Source organism: Candidatus Bartonella washoeensis Sb944nv (assembly GCF_000278135.1).
Taxonomy (GTDB): domain Bacteria; phylum Pseudomonadota; class Alphaproteobacteria; order Rhizobiales; family Rhizobiaceae; genus Bartonella; species Bartonella washoeensis.
The window spans coordinates 148,790-174,375 of sequence record NZ_JH725023.1 but is presented as its reverse complement, the minus strand read 5'-3'; the positions used below and the strand labels follow the sequence as shown (position 1 = coordinate 174,375).

The following is a 25,586-nucleotide window of genomic DNA, read 5'->3' as shown; positions in this document are numbered from 1 at the left end:
GATGCAGATCAAAAATCTAGAGTGGGTTATTTCTAACAGATTGCTTTATAGTGTTTTGTTGTGTTTTTTTATGTTATCGGGATGTATGGTTGGTCCTAATTATCTTAAGACATCTTTTCAGGTTCCAGCAATTTGGGGGCAGCAGTCTGCACAGACGCCTGGGCATCCTGTTGCGCTTGCCGGATGGTGGCGGCGTTTGAATGATCCTGTTTTGAATGTGTTAATAGATTATGCGATTTCTGGAAACAATAGTGTTGCTGTTGCTAAAGCACGGGTTCGCGAGGCGCGTGCGAGTTTAGGGCAAGTTGTGGGATCTCTTTTGCCCAGTGTAGCAAATTCAATTTCAGGAACCCGTAGTGATTCTGGACAGTCTGATGCGTTTTTAAGCCAATATCGTAGTAGTTTTGATGCGAGTTGGGAGCTTGATTTTTTTGGTGGGCATAAAAGAGGGGTCGAAGCAGCGCGTTATGGTCTTGAAGCGGCCGTGGAAGATATGCGCGCTACCATGGTGACTTTGTTAGGAGATGTCGCAACAAATTATGTTCAAATGCGTGGTTGGCAACAAAAACTGTTAATTGTGCGGCAAATTGCTGTATCACAGCGTAAAACATATGAATTGATGCGTGCCAAATTAAAAGCGGGTGATGTTTCAGAGCTTGATGTTTCAAATGCGCAAGCGCAGATGGCAAATACAGAAGCAGATATCTCACAGATGGAAGCTAATTTGGAAATGAGCATTCATCGTCTTTCTGTTTTAACTGGGCGTGTTCCTACAGCATTGAAGGATCTTTTGCAAAAGAGCGCTAGGCAGGCGAAGATTCCACAACCATGCTGGCCAATACCAGCAGGAATTCCAGCTGATATTTTGTTAACACGTCCGGATTTACGACGTGCAGAGCGCCAGTATGCGCAGGCTACGGCGCGAATTGGTCAGCGTGAGGCAGATCGCTATCCATCACTTACTTTAACTGGTAATATTTCAACAGTGGCTGCGACAATTGGACAATTGTGGAAAGATTCAACAATTGGCTGGTCTTTTGGACCTGGTCTTCGCTTTCCCTTTTTTAATGGGGGGCAAGTTGTGGCTTCTGTTGCAGTAGCGCGTGCGCAGCGCGATCAAGCTTTTATTGCTTATCGTGCTGCTGTGTTGGAGGCTTTAGAGGATGTAGAAAATGCGCTTGTGAGGTTGACTAAAGAACGCCAGCGTCTAGAAAAACTTGTCGTTGCAAATACAGCCTCTTTGCATTCCTTAAAACTTTCACGGCGCCTTTTTGAAAATGGAAATACCAGTTTCCTTGAATTATTAAATGCTGACCGCTCTTATTATTCGTCGCAAATGGCACTTAAAGATAGCCGTATTTCTTTGGCTACACAGTATATTGCGCTTATGAAAGCGTTAGGTGGTGGCTGGGATGGCGTAGTTGATGTGTCACATCCAGAAATAGTTGATGGTGTACCCCGTTCGCGTACAAAGGTAAGTCAATGAAAAAAGGTTTTATAAAAAATTTCATTACAACACACAAAAAACTTTCCTTATTTTTAACTGCTATATTCATTATTGTCTTTTTATGGTTGCGTTCTGTTTTTTTTGGGACTTCAGCTCCTACTTATATGACAGCGGTGGTAAAGCGTGGTGATATCGAAGAAAGTGTTTTGGCTTCTGGCCTTGTGCGCCCCTATCGGTTGGTTGCTGTTGGTGCGCGTGCGACAGGACGTGTGATATCAATGCATGTTTCTCCAGGTAGTATTGTGAAAGAAGGGGATCTCTTGGCAGAAATTGATCCTACAGATCAGGAAAATGATCTAAAAAGAAAAAAAGCAGCATTGTCGCACTATTATGCGAGTTTGCTAGAACAAGAAGCCTATCTTTCTCTTGCACAGAAAAATTTAGAACGTCAGAAAAAAATGATAGAAGCACGTGCAATTTCACGTGCTAACCTTGATGATGCTACGACACAAGTGAAAATACGTGAGGCGCAAATTGATCAGCTTCGTCAGCAAATTGTACAAGCACAAATTGATGTAGACAGTGCAGAGGTCAATTTAGGTTATACACGCATAACTGCGCCCTCAGCGGGAACGGTTTTGGCAACAGTTGTAGAAGAAGGGCAGAATGTCAATGCTGTGCAGTCGGCGCCAACAATTGTTATTTTAGGTGATTTGTCAAAGATGACCGTTAAAGCGCAAATCTCAGAAGCTGATGTTCTTAAAGTTCGTGCGGGACAACCTCTTTATTTTACGGTTTTAGGCAATTCACAGCGTCGTTATGAAGGAATTTTAGAAAAGGTAGAGCCAGCTCCTGAATCAATCCGTGCTGATGTGAGTATTAATCCAGGGGTGATGGGAGGTTCGAGTTCTTTGATATCTTCTGCAATCTATTATAATGGAATTGTCCATGTTGATAATAAAGACAATTTTTTGCGGACTTATATGACTGCGCAAGTTCATATTATTTTAGGGCGTGCTCAAAATGTCTTGTTGGTTCCAAGTGATGCTTTGCGGGATGAAACAAAAGAGGGTAGAGCGTGGGTTTCTGTTTTGGAGGGACGAAACAAGGTGGTTGCAAAACAGGTGACCATTGGGCTTAATAATAAGGTTGTAGCAGAGGTTGTTTCGGGACTTAATGAAGGTGATGTGGTTATCACAGCTTCGCGTGATGGGGTGGTGCCAGAGTCTTCTGATATGCATAACGAAGAAGAGATTTAAGCCATGAAAACAGAGAAAGCAGATGCTGTCCTTGTTTTGGAAAATATTGTGCGCACGTTTCCCGCGGGTGAAACATTTGTCACTGTTTTGAAAAATATTAATCTCACCATTAAGTATGGTGAAATGGTAGCCATTGTTGGAGCTTCTGGTTCAGGAAAATCCACGTTGATGAATATTTTAGGTTGCCTTGATCGAGCAAACTCTGGTCGTTATTGGATATCAGGGAGAGAAACAGCTTCTCTTTCTGCTGATGAATTATCGGCTTTGCGGCGTAATCATTTTGGATTTATTTTTCAGCGCTATCATTTGTTGAATGAATTAACAGCCCTTGGAAATGTTGAAATTCCAGCTATTTATGCAGGGTGCGCTCCGGGAATGAGAAAAAAACGTGCACAAGATCTTTTAATACGCTTAGGCATGGGAGACCGAATAAATCATCGTCCAAACCAGCTTTCAGGTGGGCAGCAACAACGTGTATCTATTGCTCGTGCTCTCATGAATAATGCAGAGGTCATTCTTGCTGATGAGCCAACTGGTGCATTAGATAAACAGAGTGGACAAGAAGTGTTGCGTATTTTAGATGAGCTTCATAAAGAAGGGCGTACCATTATTATTGTAACCCATGATATGCAAGTGGCTAAAAGGGCAGAGCGTATTATCGAAATCAGTGATGGAGAAATTGTTGCTGATAATGTTTCAAAGGTTGCAAAAAAAAGGGTTAAAAGTCAATCTCTTGATCAAGAACAGAATCTGGAAAACAAAAAATTGCTTGGTTTTTTTCGTTCTTTTACTGAACGTTTTCGTGAAGCATTTGTCATGGCGTTGTTAGCAATGAACGCACACCGGATGCGAACTTTTTTAACAATGCTTGGAGTGATTATCGGTATTGGTGCAATTATTGCCATGGTCGCTTTGGGAAATGGTACGCGGGAAAAAATACTAGAAAATTTTAAGAGTTTGGGTTCCAATACATTAACAATTTTTCCAGGGAAAAGCTTTTCTGATCCACAATCAGAAAAAATAACAAGTCTTGTTGAAGCTGACGTAGAAGCCCTCTCTGGTTTGCCCTATGTTTCTGGTGTAACACCTCAGATTTCTGCAAATTCAACAGTACGTTTTGGCGCAGTTGAAGCTAATGCTGTGATTATGGGAGTGGGAGAACAATTTTTTCAAACACAGGGGCTTAAAGCTTTCAAAGGACAGTTGTTTGATCAAAAAAGTGTGCATGATCGGGCGGTTGATCTCATCATCGAAAAAGAAGCGATTTCTGTTCTTTTTCCCCACAGCCATGAGAGCCCACTGGGAAAAGTGGTGCATGTGGGTAAGGTTCCAGCACGTATTGTGGGCGTTGTTGATCCGCAAAATAATGGAGGTGGGTCAAATACACTGCAGATTTATTTGCCCTATACAACTGTGCAAACACGTTTTCTTGGAACAACAGAGGTTCGTGCAATTATGGTTAAGCTTGCCGATGATATTGATGCACATTTGGCAGAGACCATGGTAGAACGTTTTCTTACTATGCGGCATGGTGAAAAAGATTTTTTCATTAGAAATTCAGAATTTTTCCGTGAGCGTATTATGGAAAGTACACATATCTTAACGCTTTTAGTATCTTCAATTGCAGCTATTTCACTGATTGTGGGCGGTATTGGTGTGATGAATATTATGCTGGTTACTGTTTCTGAGCGGATCAATGAAATCGGAGTGCGTATGGCAGTTGGTGCGCGCCAGAGTGATATTTTGCAGCAATTTTTAATTGAAGCGATTTTAGTTTGTGTCATAGGTGGGGGGTTGGGGATTCTTTTTGGGCTTTCTATTGGTGGTTTGTTTATGCTCTTTAAAGCACCTATCCACCTGATTTATACTCTTGATTCGGTCATCATATCCCTTGTCTTTTCGACCCTCATAGGAGTGTGTTTTGGTTTTTCACCAGCACGGCAAGCTTCACGGCTTGATCCTGTTGTTGCCCTCTCACGCGATTAGGATTTAATCATTGCAGTGGGCATGTTTGTTGTTATGTTTTCTACTTTGATCAAGCCTTTATAAAGCGAAATATGGATGGAAAAAGTTTAGTTTTATTTGCTCCTCTATTCTAGAAAACGTTTTATCGTTAAGTGGAGCATGCTTTATATTTTCACATTAAAGGATGAAGTTTTACGGCACAACGGTGACGCATCATGAATAAATTTCCCTTATATTTTTATAGCTGTACAAAATACAGTGTGTGATAACCTAGGATTTGAGCCTAAAAATAGAGGGGAGGAGTGGTGAGTATATCTGTTAATCAACAAACATGCTTAAATGAAAAACAGCTTATATCCAAAAAACGAATTGGTATACGAGGTGTGTTGATTTCTATAGTTTTTTCTTTCCCTTTTGTTTATTCGTAGATTGGTTCTTTTCTCACAAATTGTATGGTAAAAGGAGTGGCGTTAGTCTTCGTAACGTTTGGTTCGGGATTCTTTATAGCTTTATGCGATGGGGATACGGGCTCGTACAAAGCTTAAGCTTTGTATGCATGGCTAGACGAACATACTTATGATTATGAGATTATATTCCCGGTGATTATGAAATTATATTGCTGGGAATATCAATTCCTGCATTCATTATTTATGTGTATTGGTATAGCGGGTAATTGGTTTTAAGATATATTTTTATTGTGTCTAGTACCTCCCTGAGTACGCGCTTAAACTATTTTCAATAGATGGATATCAAAAAAGAAGCTTATCAAAATGGTGAAACAAGTCTCCATATTTTAGTGGGTTATTATGTGATATTTGTCAACGATGGGGGAAGAGTAGCTTCTACTATTTTACTGATAAGTAAAATGTTACCACTTTATTCAGTAAAGCGATTCATCTAAAGTCTTTTGGGTAGAATAATAGGCATTGACCAATTTGTCTAGACTCGATAGTTAGAGGTGTTTTTAATGAGTGGGAAAGCATGAGGCTGCAATCGCTTTTACAGACATATCGTGATGAAGCGCGTACTGAACGAGATAAAGGGTCGTATTTTGAGCGTTTTGCTCTTGCTTATCTAACACATGATCCTCTTCAGTTTGGGTGTTATGAAAAGGTTCAAACCTTTAAAGATTGGGCTCTTGAAAATGGCTGGGATGTTCGTGATACCGGTATCGATCTTGTGGCAAAGATTCGTAATGAAGAGGGTTTTGCGGCAATCCAATGTAAATTTTATGATGCAGCATATCGAATTAGAAAAGCAGATATTGATAGTTTTATTTCGGCATCAGGGAAAGCTCCATTCAAGCGGCGTGTTATTATAGATAGTACTGAAGGTGCTTGGAGTGACAACGCTGAAACAATGATACAGGGGCAGGATATTCCTGTTATACGGATTAATCTCTCCGATATACAAAAAAGTCCGATTCGTTGGGAAACTTTTGCAGCCACCGGCAAAGTTGTGCTGGAAGATAAAAAGAAAATACGTTCCCATCAATTGGAAGCATTACATTTTGTGCGTGCTGGACTTACTGAAGCAGATCGTGGCAAGCTTATTATGGCTTGTGGTACTGGTAAGACATTTACCAGTCTTAAAATTGCTGAGGATTTGGCCGGTAAAGGCAAGTTTGTTTTGTTTCTTGTTCCTTCCCTGGCGTTGATGTCACAGACGGTCCGTGAATGGACGACGGATGCAGAAATTGGATTGAGATCCTTTGCTGTCTGTTCAGATACGCAAGTGGGAAAGCGTCGTAAAAATAGTGATGATATTGCTGAAATTGATGTGTTTGATCTTGCTTTTCCGGCGACAACCAATGCCGCTAAACTTGCAGAATGTGTGAGCGATGGTGTTGTAGATAAGATGACCGTTGTGTTTGCAACCTATCAATCCATTCAGGTGATTGCAGATGCTCAGAAAAAGTATGGTTTGCCAACATTTGATCTTATCATTTGTGATGAAGCGCATCGTACAACAGGAGCAACGCTGGTTGGAGAGGATGAATCCAATTTTGTTAAGGTGCATTCTAATGATGTTATTCGTGCTAAGAAGCGCCTTTATATGACAGCGACACCACGTATTTTTGGTGATAACGTAAAAAGTCGTGCACATGAAGTTAATGCCGTTCTTGCTTCGATGGATGATGAAAAGCTTTTTGGTAAAACACTGTTTTATCGGGGGTTTTCCTGGGCAGTAAAAAATGATCTTTTAACGGATTATAAGGTTATTGTCTTAGCCGTGGACGAAAAATTGGTCAGTTCAGCTGTTCAGAAGCGTCTTAGTGATGGCCAGTCTGAGCTTATTCTTGATGATGCAACGAAGATTATAGGGTGTTATAAGGCACTGACAAAACAAGATATGAAGGCTGATGTTGGTACTGATCCATATCCCATGCATCGTGCTTTGGCGTTTTGTAAGACTATTGAAAATTCTAAACTAGTACGTAATGAATTTTCGGCGGTTGTTAAAGAATATCTTGATTATATCAACAAAGAAAATACCGAAAATGAACCATTTCTGAAGTGTGAGATTAAACATGTTGATGGCACTTTCAGGGCGAAGGATCGCGGTGCATTACTTGATTGGCTGAAAGCTGATAGCGGTGAGGATGTTTGTCGTATTTTGACCAATGCGCGGTGTTTGTCTGAGGGAGTGGATGTTCCAGCTCTTGATGCGATCATGTTTTTAAATGCACGCAAGAGCCAGATTGATGTTGTTCAGTCTGTTGGGCGGGTGATGCGTCGTTCCGAGGGCAAAAAGATGGGGTATGTCATTCTGCCGATTGGTATTCCCTCTGGGATTCCAGTGGAACAGGCTTTGAACAACAATGATAAATATCGGGTTGTTTGGCAAATTTTGAATGCTTTGCGTGCGCATGATGATCGTTTTGATGCTACGGTTAATAAAGCATCACTAGGGCAAGATATCAGCAATGTGATTGAGATTATTGGTGTCACACAGAGCACTGAGTTACAGGCTGTTACGGCTGTTGTAGAGAATCTTCCACTACGCGCACAACCTGCACGAGCGGAAATTGGAACACCGGAATATGATTTCACTCTTACAGATGAAGTACAAGGGGAGCTTTCTTTCTCTGTGGATGAACTTTCTTGTGCGATTCTGGCAAAGATCGTCAAGAAATGTGGGACGCGTGATTATTGGGAAGATTGGGCAAGCAACATTGCTGAGATTGCTAAGAATCATATCACGCGTTTAACAGGTATTCTCGTAGAGCCAGATACGGAGGCGCGTCACGCCTTTGACAGGTTTGTGGCAGAATTGCGTGATGATTTAAACGACGCGATTACAGAGGCTGATGCAATTGAAATGTTGGCGCAGCATATTATCACGCGTCCTGTCTTTCAGGTGTTGTTTGAAGGGTATCAGTTTACACGTGAGAATCCTGTATCGCGTGCTATGCAGCGTATGCTTGATGTGCTTGATGAGGCGAATCTTGATAAGGAATCCAAAGATTTGGAGAGCTTCTATGCAAGTGTAAAATTACGAGCTAGTGGAATTACGGATCCAAAAGCAAAGCAGAGGTTGATTGTAGAGCTTTACGATAAGTTTTTTCGTTACGCTTTTCCACGTACTGTAGAAAAACTTGGCATTGTTTATACCCCCGTTGAGATTGTGGATTTTATTTTGTACTCCGTCAATGATGTCTTAGAGCAAGAGTTTGGGCAAACTCTTGGCTCATCTGGTATTCACATCATGGATCCATTTACAGGAACGGGGACTTTTATTACGCGGCTTTTACAATCGGGGTTGATTACACCAGAAGAAATGAAACACAAATTTTGTCATGAAATTCATGCCAATGAAATCGTGCTTTTAGCCTATTATATTGCAGCCATTAATATTGAGACGACCTATCATGGTCTGATGGGGGGAGATTATGTTCCGTTTGAGGGAATTTGTCTGACCGATACATTCCAGCTTTATGAGCAAGAAAAAGACCTGATCAGTGATTTGCTGGTGGATAACAGCACACGTCGATCACGTCAGAAAGAACTGGATATTCGTGTTATTGTTGGCAATCCTCCTTATTCTTCTGGGCAAAAAAGTGAAAACGACAATGCAAAAAATATTGATTATCCTAAATTGGATCGTCGCATTCGTGAAACTTATGCTGCTCAATCCAAAGCAACCTATGTACAAACGCTTTATGACAGTTATATTCGTGCTATTCGCTGGGCAAGTGATCGCATAAAAGATTGTGGTGTTATTGGTTTTGTGACAAATGCAGGTTTTATCAGTAGTTACTCTACGGATGGTTTACGAAAATGTTTAGTTGAAGAGTTTAGTAGCCTTTATATTTTCCATTTGCGGGGGAATGCTCGAACTTCTGGAGAACAGCGAAAAAAAGAAGGTGATGGAATTTTTGGTTCTGGGTCTCGCGCACCTATTGCTATCTCTATTCTCGTAAAAAATCCAGAATCTCAACAGCGGGGGAAAATATATTTCCACGATATTGGAGATTATCTCACGACAAAAGAGAAACTATCTGAAATTCAGAGGTTGGGCAGTATTGACGGTATCAAGCATGAACATGGCTGGCAGATGATTACACCAGATGAGCATGGTGATTGGCTGGATCAGCGCAACAATGATTTTGAAAAATTTCTAGCCTTAGGCGATAAGAAAGGCAGTGATAAAAAGCTCTTTGAAAATTTTTCTTGTGGTATTGTAACCAGTCGGGATGCGTGGGCATATAATTCAAGCCGTGAGGCTTTAGCGAAGAATATGAGCAATATGATTGCCTTCTATAATAGTGAAGTGGAACGTTTTAATAATGCTTATACTTATACACATGCTGATCGTAAAATACGTGCAAATGCTGTGAATGATTTTGTAAATTCAGATACCAGAAAGATTAGCTGGAGTCGTGCACTTAAACAAGAATTGGTCAGAGAAAAGATTTTTAAATTTAAAGATACCTATCTTGCTCAGAGTCTTTATCGTCCTTTTACACGACAGTGGCTCTATTATAACCGCACCTTTAATGAAATGGTTTATCAAATGCCGCGTATCTTTCCTCTAGAAACAGCGGTTCAAAACAGGGTAATACAAGTCACAGGAACTGGGGTAAGAAGTGGTTTTTCTGTTCTGATGAGTAGGGTTTTGCCTAGCTATGATGCAATGGAAAAAGGTCAATGTTTTCCAAGATATGTTTATGAAAATTTTGAATCCTTAGCAGATAAAGAAGAAAGCCAAGTTCATTTGTTTGCAAATTTTACAGAGGAAAGCAAAGAAACTGGTTTGCAGCGGCGTGATGCACTCACGGATGAAGGGTTGGCTTATTTTAGGGCGGTTTATCCTAGTGAAATGATAACAAAGGATGATTTGTTTTATTATGTTTATGGGATTTTGCATTCTGAGGATTATTGTGCGCGTTATGCGCATAATCTATCTAAACAATTGCCACGAATTCCAACAGTTAAAAAAGTAGAGGATTTTTGGGCTTTTGTGACAGCGGGTCGAAAGCTTGGTGATTTGCATATGAATTATGAAGAGGTAGAACCATATCCTGTTACCTATAAACAGGGTGATCCAAGAACCTGGATGATTGCTGATGAGGTGCGTTTCTACCGTGTTGAAGCAATGAAATTTGCTGGTAAACGCGGTGCTCTTGACAAAACTACAGTGATTTATAATGCGCATATCACGATGCAGAATATTCCTCTTGAAGCTTATGATTATGTTGTCAATGGCAGGCCTGCTCTCGAATGGGTTATGGAACGGCAGGTTGTCAAAACTGATAAAGCGAGTGGTCTGATCAATGATGCCAACCGCTACGCTGTTGAAACGGTTGGTAATCCTGCTTATCCTTTAGAATTGTTTCAACGGGTTATTACTGTGAGTTTGGAAACTATGAAAATTGTTCGCAGTCTGCCAAAATTGCAAATAAGAGAACCTGAAAATGTTAAGTTATCCGTTGTGTCGTAAATATAGCGTCTTTTGGGGTGTGATGATAAAACAGCATGTTTTAGAGTGGTATATAAGGCTTGTGTAAAACTTGCTAGATGAGGTGTTTGGAAAGTGCGTGGTGAGTATTTAGGGCAGGTACTGCTTGTTGTGCTGAAGCCGGATTATTTACAAATCGGAGGAGGTTGAGAATCTTTATCTTTTAGGGTGGAGAGGAAGTCAATTTCTCTTATTAATCAAAATTCTTCCTTTGCATATCATAAGCGGGATTGCATATGAATACTAAAGAAAGGCATAAAAATGCCTTTTATGAATGTTTTCGCGTTTCTGTTGTAACATTGGGGTTGGCAAAGAACCATTGTGCGGTTTTCGACAAATTTTCAGGAAATCGGTGCATAAAGATCAGAATAGGGTTCTGATGTATGCCCCGATCATTTTAATATATTCGAATACAAGAATGCGTATTTGATTGATCTGTTGTATTGTGTTTTCAATGTCGTTCTTTTTAACGGGATAGGCAATGAAATTTACTTTAGGCATTAAGTATTTAATCTCACGCAGAGAGCGCCACATGTGGTAATCATGGGTGACGATATAAACCGTTTGATAGTGGTGTTTTTTAATCCAAGCAGCGCTTTCTTCAGCATTTCCTTTTGTGTTCGTTGCTTTATGATCGATGTCAACACAACAGGTAAAGAGCTGTGGCGTAATATGCGTGCTATGTCTTAGTCTTTTGAGATTGGTTGTTGTGTTCACTCCACTAATTAACAGCCGCGAACCAAGCCCTTGCTGTAAAAGATCTAGTCCTGTTTCTATTCGGTTTTCTCCTCCTGTAAGAACGATGATTGCATCTGCTTTCGACAATAAATTTGGTGGTTGAAGCTGTTCGGTTTTTTCAGAAAAAATGACAAAACCAGCCCAAAAGAAAAGAACAATCATTAAAAGAGAAAGTGCTGTTGGGGGCAAATAGCGCAATAAGCAGCGGGGATGCCATAGATTGGTGGGTTTGGCGAGAGCACATTCTAGATTGTTTTGTGTCAATGATTTGAAATTATATGAATTTTTGGTCATAAAATTAAAATAAGCCGTTTTCGCATTGATCAATTTTTTTAAGCTGTACCAAAATAGTCATTCGGTTTGTAAACATGGTAAGAAAAGAAACAAACAGAATAAGGCTAATGATTTTTCCATAGGGAATGGAACTTATGGAAAAATGTCCAAATAAAGCGGTTATTTGGTTGGCCTCCACTGTTCCTAGATTATAGCTTGTCCAGATAGAGAAAGCAGCAAACAGGAATGCGCTTGTGGCACCACCATATACCGCACCGCGTAACGCAGTTTTAAAAAAATGCCAGTCGAATTGTTGCGCAATGAAAAGGGTTTCAGTGCCGAGGAAGTATAATACATTGATAATATGTGCATTCTCTGCCAGTGCATTGCGTGTGGCAAAAATAATCGTGAGTATTAGGGAACTTAGAACCAGTATTAAAATTGAAAAACCAATGAAAACAGTTGTCTGTGCCATTTTTGCAAAACGCTTTACCCAAACACGATGGTCATCAAACTGGCCTCCTGGAATTTGTGTTTTGATTGCGTGATTGATTGCGCGAAAGTTGATCTCTTCATTCTCTTTCAATGTTACAATAATAAGGCGGGGAATGGGCAATTCATTTAAGCTTAAACCTGCTCCAAGCCATGGCTCGAGCAATTTTTCAGTGGATTTTTTGTCAACAATTTTGGCATCTTGTACACCATGAAATGTTTTAACCAAATTAACCGCATCATGAAGGGTCTTTTCGATATCGACATTTTCAATCGGGCGTATTTGAATTGTTGCTTCATAGCTAATTTGATTGCTCCAACTTTTAGCTGAACGCTGCATGAAATCAACACCGATCAATGTGAGACTTGAGAGAAATGTCATAATAGCAATCACTGCAACGAGTGCTTGTCCAGAAATGTTGCCGCTGGGAATGATAGCAGTCGTGTTTTTTTTATCGCTTATGAAAATTGGGAAAGATTTATTCATGAATTGTCATCCGTCCATTATGGAGTAGCATACGCCGTGCTTCCACTTGTTCCATCAATGCGATATCATGGGTGGCGATGATAACCGCTGTTCCAAAACGGTTTAATTCAATAAATAAGCGGAGCAGGCGTTTTGCCAAAGGTGGATCAACATTTCCTGTGGGTTCATCAGCCAGAAGGATTTCAGGTTGATCAATGAGCGCGCGTGCAATTGCTACTCTTTGTTTTTCACCGCCGGAAAGAACCGGTGGTAAAACATGAATATGATTTCCAAGGCCGACCCAACAGAGAAGATCTTCCACTTCACTGCGATAAGTTGCTTCTTCTTGTCCCTTAATGCGTAAAGGTAAAGAGACATTTTCATAGGTGGTCATGTGATCGAGTAAACGAAAGTCTTGAAAGACAACCCCAATGCGTTGTCTTAATGCGGGGAGCTCTTGTCGTTTGAGCAATGCTGTATCTGTTCCAAAGAGATCAATATGACCACGGGTGGGTTTTAGTGCTAAAAACATAAGACGCATCAACGACGTCTTACCCGCTCCAGAAGCACCGGTTAGAAACTGAAATGAGCCGGCAGGAATATGAAAGCTAATATCACGGAGAACTTCAGGGCCCATTCCGTAGCGCAAACCGACGTTTTCAAAATGAATCACTTTTCGTTACCACTTCTGCTTTTATGCTGCGTTATTGTGAAGACCTTTGTTCTCATTACTTTGGGTTCTTGGTTGGATTCATACTGTATAGTTCTAAATGTTTTTCTTTAACTTTTCCTGTTTATTATTGAGGATTATTCTCTGTAAGAATATCATCAACACTTCTCTTTTTCTTTTGACTTTCATTTGTGATTTTAGCAGGAATTTCAAGGTGATTCTAGCAGAAACATAACGGGAACCGTTCTTGTTTTTTGTTCAGTCGTCGTTTCTCTCTTTTGGCGGTTAACCAAGGGAATTTTGCTCTTATTGCTTCAAGTGCTTGTTAGAATTTATACACCACAATTGTGAATGTTTTTCTTTAATCGTGGCTGATGTCTTATTACAAAAGAGCCTCTGTTTAATTGTTATTGTTTCTTTTTGCCTTCTTGGTGACTTTAGCATGCTAACGAAATTTCAGCAGAAACGCTAAAGTCACCGTTGTTGTTTTACCAATTAACCAGTGGTTTCTCTATTTTTTCTGTTGGCAATAAGATCATCAACAACTTGTGGTTCGGCAAGGGTTGAAATATCTCCTAGGTTGTCAAAATTATTTTCAGCAATTTTTCGCAAAATGCGTCTCATAATTTTTCCCGACCGTGTTTTTGGTAGTTGAGGGGCAAACTGAACTTTATCCAATATTGCAATGAATCCGATTTCTCTCCTGACATGCTGAATAAGGTCTTTATGCAACTCTTCACTTGGAGCTGTCCCTTCCATTAAGGTGATAAAACTGTAGATTCCCTGTCCTTTAATGGGGTGAGGATATCCGACAATCGCTGCTTCTGAAACAGCGGGATGAGAAACAAGTGCTGATTCAATTTCAGCCGTTCCTAACCTGTGTCCAGAAACATTGAGAATGTCATCAACCCGTCCTGTAATCCAATAATAGCCATCATTGTCTCGTTTACATCCATCACCTGTAAAATATTTTCCTTTATATGTAGAAAAATAGGTTTGAATGAAGCGCTCATGGTCATTGTAGAGAGTGCGCATTTGACCAGGCCATGAGTCAATGATACAGAGATTGCCTTCTGCTTCACCTTCCAGAATATTTCCTTGTGCGTCTACGATTTGAGGTTGAACACCAAAGAATGGACGAGTGGCTGATCCTGCTTTTAAGTTTGTAGCACCAGGCAAGGGGGTGATCATATGTCCTCCCGTTTCTGTTTGCCACCATGTATCAAGAATAGGACATCTGTCGTCTCCCACCGTATGGTAAAACCATTCCCATGCTTCTGGATTAATTGGTTCTCCTACGGTGCCTAAAAGACGCAACGATGTTCTGTCAGAATGTTCAACAAAGGAATTTCCTGCACCCATTAAGGCGCGAATAGCTGTTGGTGCGGTGTAGAGCGTGTTCACTTTGTGTTGATCGACAATTTCCCAAAATCTGCTGTTGTTGGGAAAAGTTGGTGTTCCTTCAAACATTAAAGTGGTCGCACCGTTGCACAGAGGACCATAAATCAAGTAAGAATGCCCAGTGATCCAGCCAATATCAGCTGTGCTCCAGTAAATTTCACCAGGATGATAATCAAAAACATATTGGTGTGTCATCGATACATAAACGAGATAACCTGCTGTTGTATGCAAAACACCTTTTGGTTTTCCTGTTGAGCCGGAGGTGTAAAGAATAAAAAGTGGATCTTCAGCGTTCATTTGTTCTGCTGGGCAATCGGTTTTGGCATGGGAGACTTCTTCATGATACCAAAAATCACGTCCCTCTACCCAATTAATTGGTTTACTGGTGCGCCGTATGACTATGACTTGATCCACATGGACATTCTGGCGTGCTGCAATCTCAATGGCATGATCAACATTGTCTTTTAAGTTAATTCGTTTTCCTCCACGTAAACCTTGGTCAGCGGTAATGATGAAGGTTGATTCACAATCAACAATACGTCTTGCTATTGCTTCAGCAGAAAAGCCAGCAAAAATAACAGAATGAATAGCACCAATGCGCGCACAGGCCAGCATGGCATAGGCAGCTTCGAGGATCATGGGGAGGTAGATGGTGACTCTATCACCTTTTTTGACACCATGTTTTTTTAAGATATTAGCAAAACGACAGACATGTTGATAAAGCTCGTTATAGGTTATTTTTTTATCATGATAAGGGTTATCCCCTTCCCAAATCAGTGCTATGTTGTCACCATGGTTTTCTAAGTGGCGATCAATGCAGTTGTAGGCGACATTTGTTATGCCATCCTCATACCATTGAATTGATACATCACCGTTAAATGAAGTGTTTTTTACTTTTGTATAAGGTTTAAACCACTCAATACGATGACCATGTTTTGCCCAGAAGCTTTCTGGATCGTTAATGCTTTCCTGATACCATTGTTGATAGGTCTCTTCATTGATCAATGCATTTTTTTTGATATCAGCTGGTATTGGATAAATTTTTTCAGACATAAGTTCCCTCTCTTAATTTATTTGGAAAAATCAGCCGCTATGCTTTTGCGTTTTTCTGGCAGAACTTTCCAATAAGCTTTTCATTTAAGAAAAAGCTTCTTGAGATTAGACTAAATTACAAAGATTGGTATAGTCAATTTTTAAAATCAGCCGCGTTTGTCTTTTAAGAGAGCTTTTTTATGCTTTTTTAGTGGGCTAAAGTGCTACAAAGTATGTTATAATAAAGAGATGCAAATTTGTATCAAAATACAAAAAGAGCTTATGTTGTAGAGAGCTTTTTATAAGCCGAGAAAGAAATTAAAGTTTAAAAAATTTCGTATAAAAAGTTAAAGATAGACAGGACGAGGGCATTCATAGGTTATGGGTGTTATTTGTAAAGCTATCCCAAAAGCGCGAATATTTTATTGTGATGACACAGGTTTATCATGTTTTTCGTTATGCCATTCACGGACAGTGTTGGGAGATGGGACTGAGAGCAAGGAAAGATGTTAAAAAATAACAAAATAGTGATATATATAATGAAATGGATAATAATTTTACAGATGCGATTGTTTGAAATAATATTTCTAATAATTTATGATAAATATCCATTATAAAATATTTCTTATAAAGTTATATAAACCAATATAGTTCAATGAAAGGCTAACAATAAAAAATATAAAGCTTATTAATAATGAGTTTTTTAGAGAATCTTTCCAACTGTAAGAAATAAATTTATAATAAAAAAGATATATTAAACCAAAAAAAACTGTTACCACGAGCGATTCAATAATTTTATGAGTAAAATCTGACATTACGAAATCCAAATTATAATATATGTGATGATAAATTATAAATATCTCTGAAGTTCATCTAAACCATAATTATAGAAAATATAACTTAAATATTTTTTTGAAAACAATTACAAAATTACTAACTTTAGAGATATTTTTGTAGTTATTCTCTATAAATTAGAACCAACATTCATGCGCTTTCTGAGCGAAACCCAAACCAAAACCTCCTAAGAAACCAGTCGTGGCGCCTGTGATGCCACCCATAAGTGCACCTGGACCAGTTATAGCACCCATTGCTGCTCCGGTTAGCCCTCCTGCAACTGCATAATCAAAACCCTGTGCATTCATGTGAGACATAAAATCATTAAAGCCACACGCATTTCCATAAACAGGTGTTGAATCATTTAAATTATAAACTAAACCTGAACCAAAATTACGCATATAAATCCTCCCTTTAATTTTGGAATAAACGTATCATTACGATACATTTCAAATGGTTATCACGTATTTTAGAGAATTGTCAAAGCTAAATTTTGAAAAAGGCAATAAAAATACTGTATAAATAATAAATACACTATGTATATATGAAATTTTATTATTAATAATATAAAATATTACTTATAATTATTTAAAAATATAAGAAATTATGCCATATTTTTCTTAATTAAAGTTTAAAATTAGAAAAATTGCGCATATGAAAAGTTGAAGTTTTTCTTTTTGTTTATGAGAACGATAAAGGAATATCGTTATTGAAATTAGTCTCATTGCCATTGTTTTGCCTGCATGTATTATGTGCATATGCACGGGATTCATTTTTTATTTTCTAGGCGAATATTGACCGTATGTTACGCTTTGTAGAGCACAGAAAGCCTTTATGCTATCGTTGACCTTATAGAGTGATATCCATGTTGTTTCGCACAGTTTGTAACATTCTCATGGGCATTTGAGAGGTTTATTTGGTTCATTGGTTTACATGAGAATGAGGGTGTCGCATTTACACTCATGTTTTTAGCCTTTCCTTGCCGACTTTGTGCATTTTGTTAAGTGTGTGGGGAACTGTTCATATCTATTGGAGGGGTTGATACAATCCGTGGTTTTTAATGGGAACTATTGCGACAACTGTTGTGAATGTTCTTTTGGTAATCATTTATTTCGTCGCACTTTTTCCATGCGTGTGTAACTGACCTTTATCGTTCTTATCATTTTGCTTTTAATAGTGAGTTCTTTATATTTCAGTGAAAATAAGTTCAGACAGGGCGGTTTCCAAATAGAGCGGAGCCAATGCGAAGGATGTTAGAGCCAAATTGAAGAGCCGTTTTAAAGTCATTGGACATGCCCATCGAAAGTTTTGGCAGACCGGCTTTTTTTGCTAGTTTTGCTAACAGGGCGAAATAGGGGCCGGGGTTTTCTTGTACGGGGGGGATTGCCATAAGGCCGATGATATTAAGTCCGTAGTGATTTTTGCACTGGGCAACAAAAGGGAGCACTTCTTGTGGTGCGATACCACTTTTTTGCGGCTCTAAGCCAATATTGACTTGAACATAGCAGGGGAGAGTTTTTTTTTGTTTTTGCATTTCTTCTGACAAGCTTTTGGCTATTTTTTCACGGTCAACTGTTTGGATGATATCAAAAAGTTTCACCGCTTCTGCTGTTTTATTGGATTGTAGGGGACCGATGAGGTGAAGTTCAATCTTTTTAAATTGTTGACGCAGACAAGGCCATTTTTCAGCCGCTTCTTGTACACGGTTTTCTGCGAAAAGACGCTGTCCTGCTTGCAAAAGGGGGAGGATGTGATCTACAGGGACCGTTTTTGAAACAGCGATAAGTTGTACCTCTTCTACCGGGCGATTATAGCTTTGACATGTTTCGGCAATATCTTTTTGAAGATTTTTCCACGCTTCAATGGAGGGATTATTTTCTGTGTTCATAAATATATTCTTTCTTTTTTTATTGAAGGATTGAATAGTTCTTTATAGCAATTGCTTATAAAAACTTTGTAAGATACTTAGTAAAATATTTGTTGAAAATATTGACGATGGCATTAATCCATGGTGAAGCATAAAAACAAGTTTTTAGTTCAATTTTATAAAGAGTATAATAGAAATGACGATTGAACGTTATAATTTAGGTGAACGCTATAATCCACGTGCACAGGAACAAAAATGGCAAGCGATTTGGGATGAAAAGAAAATTTTTCAGACTGGTCAAGAGGATAAACGTAAAAAATACTACGTTTTAGAGATGTTTCCTTATCCTTCTGGACGCATTCATATGGGGCATGTGCGCAATTATGCCATGGGGGATGTTGTGGCACGCTATAAACGTGCAAAGGGGTTTAATGTGCTTCATCCTATGGGGTGGGATGCTTTTGGGATGCCAGCAGAAAATGCTGCACTGCAAAATAAAATTCATCCCAAAACGTGGACTTATGAGAATATTGCAGTGATGCGTGGGCAATTAAAGCAATTAGGGCTCTCATTAGATTGGTCGCGCGAATTTGCGACTTGTGATGTGGATTATTATCATCGTCAACAAATGCTGTTCCTTGATCTGTATCAAAAGGGTTTGGTTGCACGCAAAGTGGCTAAGGTGAATTGGGATCCGGTTGATCAAACCGTTTTGGCAAATGAACAGGTTGTTGAGGGGCGGGGATGGCGTTCTGGTGCGTTGGTTGAACAACGTGAATTGACGCAGTGGTTTTTCAAAATTAGTGATTTGAGTGAAGACCTCTTGGCAGGGCTTGAAGAGCTTGAGCAGTGGCCAGAAAAAGTCCGCACTATGCAAAAGAATTGGATTGGTAAATCACAAGGTGTGTTCATTCGTTGGGCGTTGAAGTCAACAGGTGTTGTTGATGAGGTTTGTGAGGCTTTGAACGAAGTTGTCTGTTATTCAACGCGGCCTGATACACTCTTTGGTGCTTCTTTTTTGGCGCTGTCTGTTGATCATCCCATTGCAAACGCTTTAGCGCAAAAGGATAAAGCGCTGGAGGCTTTTATCGAAAATTGTCGGTGTGGTGGAACGACAACAGTGGCACTTGAAAAAGCCGAAAAACAAGGATTTCTTACACCCCTTCTGGCTGTTCATCCCTTTGATCCAACGGTGCATATTCCTGTTTATATCGCTAATTTTGTGCTCATGGATTACGGAACGGGAGCTATTTTTGGTTGTCCTGCGCATGATCAGAGAGATTTGGATTTTGCACGTAAATATAATCTTCCTGTGCAGCCGGTGGTTTTGCCAAAAGGAGTTGATGCAGAAGATTTCGTGATTGGGGAAACCGCTTATACTGGCGATGGTGTGATGATTAATTCAGGCTTTTTGGATGGTTTAACACCACAACAAGCTTTTGAAGCTGCAGCTAAAAGGCTTGAGGGGCAAATGCTTGGAGGGCAGCCTCAGGGGCAAAAAACAGTGCAATTTCGATTGCGTGATTGGGGTATTTCACGTCAGCGTTATTGGGGATGCCCGATTCCTATGATCCATTGTGAAGTTTGCGGAGTGGTTCCGGTGCCGCGCACTGACTTGCCGGTTGTGTTGCCTGATGATGTGTCTTTTGATCAACCTGGCAATCCACTTGAGCGTCATGAAATATGGCAAAAGGTTGCTTGTCCTGTTTGTGGTCAGTGTGCCAAACGTGAGACTGATACCATGGATACATTTGTTGACTCTTCTTGGTATTATGCCCGCTTTACTGCACCTTTTGCGCAAGAACCTGTCGACAAAAAAGCGACAACTGAGTGGTTGCCTGTGCAACAATATATTGGTGGAATTGAGCATGCGATTCTTCATCTTCTTTACGCACGTTTTTTTATGCGTGCCATGAAGTTGATTGGGCATGTGACTGTTGATGAACCTTTTAAGGGGCTTTTTACGCAAGGTATGGTCGTTCATGAAACTTATCGCGATGAACAGGGGTGGGTTTCGCCAGCAGATATTTCAATTGTTGAAAAGGATGGAAAACGACAGGCTTACAAATTGACTGATCAAAGCGAAGTAACGATTGGTTCGATTGAAAAAATGTCAAAATCAAAAAAGAATGTTGTTGATCCTGACGATATTATTGCATCCTATGGGGCGGATACTGTGCGCTGGTTTGTGTTGTCGGATTCTCCTCCTGATCGAGATGTCATCTGGACGGAGTCTGGTGTTGAAGGTGCACATCGCTTTGTGCAACGCGTTTGGCGTTGTGTGGCTTTGAGTGCTCCCATTTTGAAAGAAGTGGCGCCGTGTGCAGGGCGTCAGGGTTCAGCTTTGGAGCTTTCAAAAGCAGCGCATCGCACATTGTGCGCTGTCGAAGATGATTTGGAAAAATTTGCTTTTAATCGAGCGATTGCACGCCTTTATGAATTCTTGAATATTATGGCGCCGTTGTTAAACAGGGTGACAAGTGTTGAGGATGAAATGAAGTCTGCTTTGCGCCAAGCAATGGATTTTTTCCTCGCATTGATTGCGCCTATGATGCCCCATTTAGCAGAAGAATGCCATGCGGCTTTAGGAGGAAAAAACTTGATTTCTGAGCTTTCTTGGCCTGTTTATGATCCTGCATTAACTGTTGAAGAATGCCGCACTTTACCAGTACAAGTTAATGGTAAAAAACGTGGTGAGGTAACTGTTCCAGCAACAGCGAATGAGGCAATGATTGAAGAAGCTGTTTTGGCTCTTGATTTTGTGCAGGCGCAGCTGGCTGAAAAACCAGTAAAAAAAATGATTATTGTTCCACAAAGGATTGTGAATGTCGTTCTTTAAAAATTTTGTTCTTGTGAGTTTAGCGAGTATGTTCATGCTTGTGTCTGGATGTACGGTTGAACCACTGTATCGTCAGGTGTCGCAGATTTCGACAACGATGGATTCAGTCTCTTATGGTCAGCATGGAGGCAAGGCTTCTTTGGGGCTTTCTGCAAAGCTTGCAAGTATTGTCGTCGAAGAACCTTCAGATCGTTTTGGTCAAATGGTGCGTAATCACCTGCTATTTCTTCTGTATGGAAATGGCAGTAAACCTTCTACTCCGGCGTATCAATTGGTATTGCAGACATCCACGTTTACAAGGGAATCTGTACAGATAGAGGTGGATCGCGATAGGAAAAGAGAGGGGCGACCTTCTGTCGGAACCGTGGTAGGGAAAGCTTCTTATATCTTGCAGGACATGAAAAATGCTCCACTTTTCAAAGGAACGGGAACAGTGCGTGCATCTTTTGAACGACTCCGTCAGGAATATGCAACAATGCAAGCAGAAAAAGACGCACAAAAACGTGTAGCGGAAGAATTGGCTGAACAGATTTTACTATTGCTTGCAAAAGATCTTGCAAAGAAAACTTCTGGGCATTAAGCAATATTTTGTCCGGTTTTTTTCCAATCATCTAGAAAAATTTGCAAACCTTTATCTGTTAAAGGATGTTTGACCAGCGCTTTTAAGATTGATGGTGGAACAGTTGCAACGTCTGCACCACTTAATGCTGCTTCTTTGACATGATTAACAGTGCGGATTGAGGCTGCTAAAATTTGTGTTTCAAAGCCATAGTGGTTATAAATTGTGCGAATTTCGTGAAGCAATTCCACGCCATCACTTGCGCAATCATCGAGCCTGCCGATAAAAGGTGAAACAAATGTTGCTCCTGCTTTCGCTGCCAAGAGAGCTTGGTTAGCAGAAAAACAAAGTGTAAGATTTGTTTTTAATCCTTGTGCTGTAAGGGCTTTACAGGCTTTCAATCCATCAACTGTTAAGGGAAGCTTGATGCAAATGTTATCGGCAATTTTTGCTAAAATAGCCGCTTCTTTCATCATATTTTCAAATTCTGTTGCTGTAACTTCAGCAGAAACAGGTCCATTGACAAGGGCACAAATTTCTTTTGTCACCTCAAGAATATTGCGTCCTGATTTTAGGATAAGAGAGGGATTGGTGGTGACCCCATCGACAAGGCTTAAGTTTTGTAATTCTCTGATCTCTTCAATATGGGCACTATCCACAAAAAATTTCATACCAAATCTCCTTGGTTTTAAAAAAAGCTCTTTATTCAAGGCTTATAATATTTCTCCCTATTTCTATTATGCACTATTGTTTAATCACAAAAGCAAAAGGGAGAATGTGTGTCTCATATAGTAAGTTAAGATATAAGTTGGGAAAAGAAAAAAATAAGCGTTGGGAAGAGAGGATAACTGCGGAATTATGGTTTGTTTATGGCGTGAGCATTTTAGAAGTCAATATCGAATGCCTGTAAATGCTTATCGTTGACAAGGTTGTTAAAAAAATGAAATCAAAAGTGAAAGGAGGAGTAACAAGGAACGTTGGCACCTCTTCCTGCGGCTCGTAATTATAGTGATAGGGTTCATTCTGCTATGGAGAGAGAGGCGTTTATGCTTTGTTTGCGTTTTTGTGATGAGGAGTGGATTGAAAAAACATTGTGCGCAAGGTGTTTATGGGGTGGGCAAAGAGAGATCATGTAAGGCAAGAATTTTTCATAACGGATGGTGGGGTGTCAAAAAATATAAAATGCAAGGACAATGTTTGATAAAAAAGGTTTGTATATTTGTATAAAAGGGCTCGTATAAAAAGTTGGAACAAAAGATGAAGCCATGTGTGACAAAGGACATAAGAGAGCGGGACATAAGAGAGGAGAACATGGTAGTGGGGGATATAAGAGAGAGCAAGATTGTTTCAGTTTTGGTGCCTCTTCCTGTTGCTCAGGCTTATAGTTATGAAATGCCATCTTCTATGAAGGGTGAAGTTGGTTCGTTTGTTCGCGTTCCGGTGATGGGGCGCGAAGTTTGTGGTGTTGTGGTCGATGTTGAAGAGAAGACGACAAAAGATGGGCAAAAAGCTGCTCCTATGGCGCGTAAAAAACTCCGCTCTCTCCTTTATGTTTTTGATTGCCCACCATTAAAGGCGGAGATGATAACGTTTTTGCGTTTTGTCAGCCGGTATACAATGACTCCTTTTGGTCTTGTTGCACGCTTGGTTTTGTGTGTGCCGGCTGCTTTAGAACCGGAAATGCAGATGTCGGGTTTGCGCTATTGTGGAGGAAAAATTGGACGTTTAACACCAGCACGATTGCGGGTTTTGGAATTGGTGCGTGATGGTGCGGTTTGGACACGTTCTGGTCTTGCGCATGCGGCAGGGACTTCTGTGTCTGTTGTTGAGGGGTTGAAAGCACTGGGAGTTTTCGAAGATGTTATGATACCAGCACCTGCTCTTGCAGCAATGCCTGATCCTGATTTTTGTCCCCCTCAATTAGAGGGAGCACAGAGTGATGCAGCACGACTTTTGCGGGAGGGTGTTTTATCTTCTCAGTTTCAAGTTTTTTTGCTTGATGGAGTGACCGGATCAGGAAAGACGGAAGTTTATTTTGAAGCGGTTGCTCAAGCGCTGGTCTGTGGCAAGCAGGTTTTGATTTTGTTGCCGGAAATTGCTTTAACACAACAATTCTTAGGTCGTTTTCATGATCGTTTTGGAGCTGCTGCTGCAGAGTGGCATTCAGACTTATCTTCGCGTCGTCGAGAACGCGTGTGGCGGCAAGTTGCAGAAGGACGGGTGCGTGTTGTTGCTGGAGCACGTTCGGCGCTTTTTCTTCCCTTTCAAGATCTTGGCTTAATCGTTGTCGATGAAGAACATGATGGTGCTTACAAACAGGAAGAGCGTATTTTTTATCATGCACGTGATATGGCGGTTGCGCGGGGCTCTTTTGAGCATTTCCCTGTTATTTTATCTTCAGCTACACCATCGATTGAAAGTCAAGCAAATGTTTTGTCGGGGCGTTATCAGCGTATAAATTTGCCAGCGCGTTTTAAAGCAGCTGCACTTCCGCAGTTGCAGGTGGTTGATATGCGTCAAGGAGGTGTGCAACGGGGACGTTTTATTTCTTTTGCTCTTGAACATGCTTTAGCAAAAACTCTCGAGAAGGGTGAACAGGCACTTCTTTTTCTTAATCGGCGTGGTTATGCACCTTTAACGTTGTGCCGCGTTTGTGGACATCGTTTTCATTGTACGGACTGTTCGAGTTGGCTGGTAGAGCATCGTTTGCAGGGGCAGCTTAAATGTCATCATTGTGGCTATCATCAGCCGCTTCCAGAAGCGTGCCCTGAATGTGGCACTTTAGATCATCTTGTAGCTTGTGGACCGGGTGTGGAAAGAATTGCTGAGGAAACACGGGTGCTTTTTCCACAGGCACGGTTGTTGATTCTATCAACCGATCTCAAAGGCGGGATTAGTCAGTTACGACGCGAATTAGAAGCCGTTGCGAATGGCGATGTTGACATTATTATTGGGACGCAGCTTGTTGCTAAGGGACATCATTTCCCTGGGTTGTCGTTGGTTGGGGTCATTGATGCTGATCTCGGTCTTGCAAATGGCGATTTGCGCGCTTCTGAGCGCACTTTTCAGCTCTTGTCTCAGGTTACAGGGAGGGCAGGCCGTATGGGATTAGAAAGTTTAGGATTATTGCAAACCTATCAACCTGATCATCCAGTGATACAGGCCTTACTTTCACAACGACGTGAGGATTTTTATACGCACGAAATTGCAATGCGGCAGCATTATCATCTTCCACCTTATGGGCGACTTGCTGCTTTGATTGTATCTTCAGAAAAGCGCCAAGCGGCAGAACAGTATGCACGTGCATTACGCCAAATGGCACCACGGGAAAAAAATGTCTCGGTAATGGGGCCTGCAGAGGCACCGCTGGCTCTTGTGCGCGGGCGTTATCGTTTTCGGCTTTTGCTTCAAGGGCAACGCTCTTTTGATATGCAAGGGTTTATTCGTGCGATGCTTGCAAGTGCACCAAAAATGCCTTCTGCGGTTCGGGTCCAAATTGATATTGATCCACAAAGTTTCCTCTGAACGTAAAGGTGTATAATGTGGCGGTTCTTTTGCTCAAAAGGTGTTTTTTTTAAAGCGTCTGTTCTCTTAAAGGAGGAGCAGTTTTTAAGTAAAAAGATGAGTTGCTTACTTTTTTAGGTGTACATCGATTATTATTGCTTGCTTACAAGTTTGAAGCGATGCAAGGTCTTAGGTCTTAGGTCTTAGGTCTTAGGTCTTAGGTCTTAGGTCTTAGGTCTTAGGTCTTAGGTCTTAGGTCTTAGGTCTTAGGTCTTAGGT

The 25,586-nt window shown here is 40.5% G+C and carries 14 protein-coding genes; 7 read left to right on the top strand and 7 right to left on the bottom strand.

Translation table 11 applies throughout. The features are described from left to right. The first annotated feature begins 1 nt into the window (after position 1). The 4 genes from MCQ_RS03280 (at position 2) to MCQ_RS03265 (ending at position 10,614) form a co-directional block, all read left to right on the top strand. Entirely contained in the window at positions 2-1,486 is a 1,485-nt protein-coding gene (locus MCQ_RS03280) for an efflux transporter outer membrane subunit (RefSeq protein WP_006923526.1), read from the top strand. Beyond that, positions 1,483-2,706 (top strand): efflux RND transporter periplasmic adaptor subunit, encoded by a 1,224-nt coding sequence (locus MCQ_RS03275; protein ID WP_006923525.1) that lies wholly within the window; start codon positions 1,483-1,485, stop codon positions 2,704-2,706. Before MCQ_RS03280 ends, MCQ_RS03275 begins: the two co-directional genes overlap by 4 nt. Positions 2,707-2,709: 3 nt before the next feature. Then, entirely contained in the window at positions 2,710-4,692 is a 1,983-nt protein-coding gene (locus MCQ_RS03270) for a MacB family efflux pump subunit (protein WP_006923524.1), read from the top strand. 960 nt (positions 4,693-5,652) lie between these two features. Then, the gene (locus MCQ_RS03265; protein WP_006923523.1) at positions 5,653-10,614 is read left to right on the top strand and encodes a DEAD/DEAH box helicase; all 4,962 of its coding nucleotides are present in this window, start codon (positions 5,653-5,655) and stop codon (positions 10,612-10,614) included. A gap of 381 nt (positions 10,615-10,995) precedes the next feature. On the opposite strand, the gene MCQ_RS03260 is transcribed toward MCQ_RS03265, so the two are convergent. The 6 genes from MCQ_RS03260 to MCQ_RS03235 form a co-directional block, all read right to left on the bottom strand. Further along, complete coding sequence (locus MCQ_RS03260; RefSeq protein ID WP_006923522.1) at positions 10,996-11,664, bottom strand: YdcF family protein; 669 nt, start codon at positions 11,662-11,664, stop codon at positions 10,996-10,998. A 4-nt stretch (positions 11,665-11,668) separates the two neighbouring features. Continuing rightward, on the bottom strand, positions 11,669-12,622 hold the full coding sequence (locus MCQ_RS03255; protein ID WP_006923521.1) for a cell division protein FtsX: 954 nt from the start codon (positions 12,620-12,622) through the stop codon (positions 11,669-11,671). Beyond that, positions 12,615-13,274, bottom strand: a complete 660-nt coding sequence (gene ftsE / locus MCQ_RS03250; protein ID WP_006923520.1) for a cell division ATP-binding protein FtsE — start codon at positions 13,272-13,274, stop codon at positions 12,615-12,617. The genes MCQ_RS03255 and ftsE overlap by 8 nt, the downstream gene beginning before the upstream one ends. A gap of 492 nt (positions 13,275-13,766) precedes the next feature. Then, the gene (gene acs, locus MCQ_RS03245; RefSeq protein WP_006923519.1) at positions 13,767-15,725 is read right to left on the bottom strand and encodes an acetate--CoA ligase; all 1,959 of its coding nucleotides are present in this window, start codon (positions 15,723-15,725) and stop codon (positions 13,767-13,769) included. A 950-nt stretch (positions 15,726-16,675) separates the two neighbouring features. After that, positions 16,676-16,939: a hypothetical protein gene (locus MCQ_RS03240; protein WP_006923517.1), complete on the bottom strand. Its 264-nt coding sequence runs from the start codon at positions 16,937-16,939 to the stop codon at positions 16,676-16,678. 806 nt (positions 16,940-17,745) lie between these two features. Next, the gene (locus MCQ_RS03235) at positions 17,746-18,426 is read right to left on the bottom strand and encodes a YggS family pyridoxal phosphate-dependent enzyme (protein WP_006923516.1); all 681 of its coding nucleotides are present in this window, start codon (positions 18,424-18,426) and stop codon (positions 17,746-17,748) included. A gap of 175 nt (positions 18,427-18,601) precedes the next feature. Here MCQ_RS03235 and leuS point away from each other — a divergent pair, with 175 nt between their 5' ends. Then, positions 18,602-21,244: a leucine--tRNA ligase gene (leuS, locus tag MCQ_RS03230; RefSeq protein WP_006923515.1), complete on the top strand. Its 2,643-nt coding sequence runs from the start codon at positions 18,602-18,604 to the stop codon at positions 21,242-21,244. After that, entirely contained in the window at positions 21,231-21,824 is a 594-nt protein-coding gene (gene lptE, locus MCQ_RS03225; protein WP_006923514.1) for an LPS assembly lipoprotein LptE, read from the top strand. The genes leuS and lptE overlap by 14 nt, the downstream gene beginning before the upstream one ends. On the opposite strand, the gene fsa is transcribed toward lptE, so the two are convergent. Beyond that, positions 21,821-22,474, bottom strand: a complete 654-nt coding sequence (fsa, locus tag MCQ_RS03220; protein WP_006923513.1) for a fructose-6-phosphate aldolase — start codon at positions 22,472-22,474, stop codon at positions 21,821-21,823. The two genes, lptE and fsa, sit on opposite strands and share 4 nt — an antisense overlap. Positions 22,475-23,114: 640 nt before the next feature. Between fsa and MCQ_RS03215 the strand changes: the two genes are divergently transcribed. Further along, on the top strand, positions 23,115-25,328 hold the full coding sequence (locus MCQ_RS03215; RefSeq protein ID WP_006923512.1) for a primosomal protein N': 2,214 nt from the start codon (positions 23,115-23,117) through the stop codon (positions 25,326-25,328). Positions 25,329-25,586 lie beyond the last annotated feature (258 nt).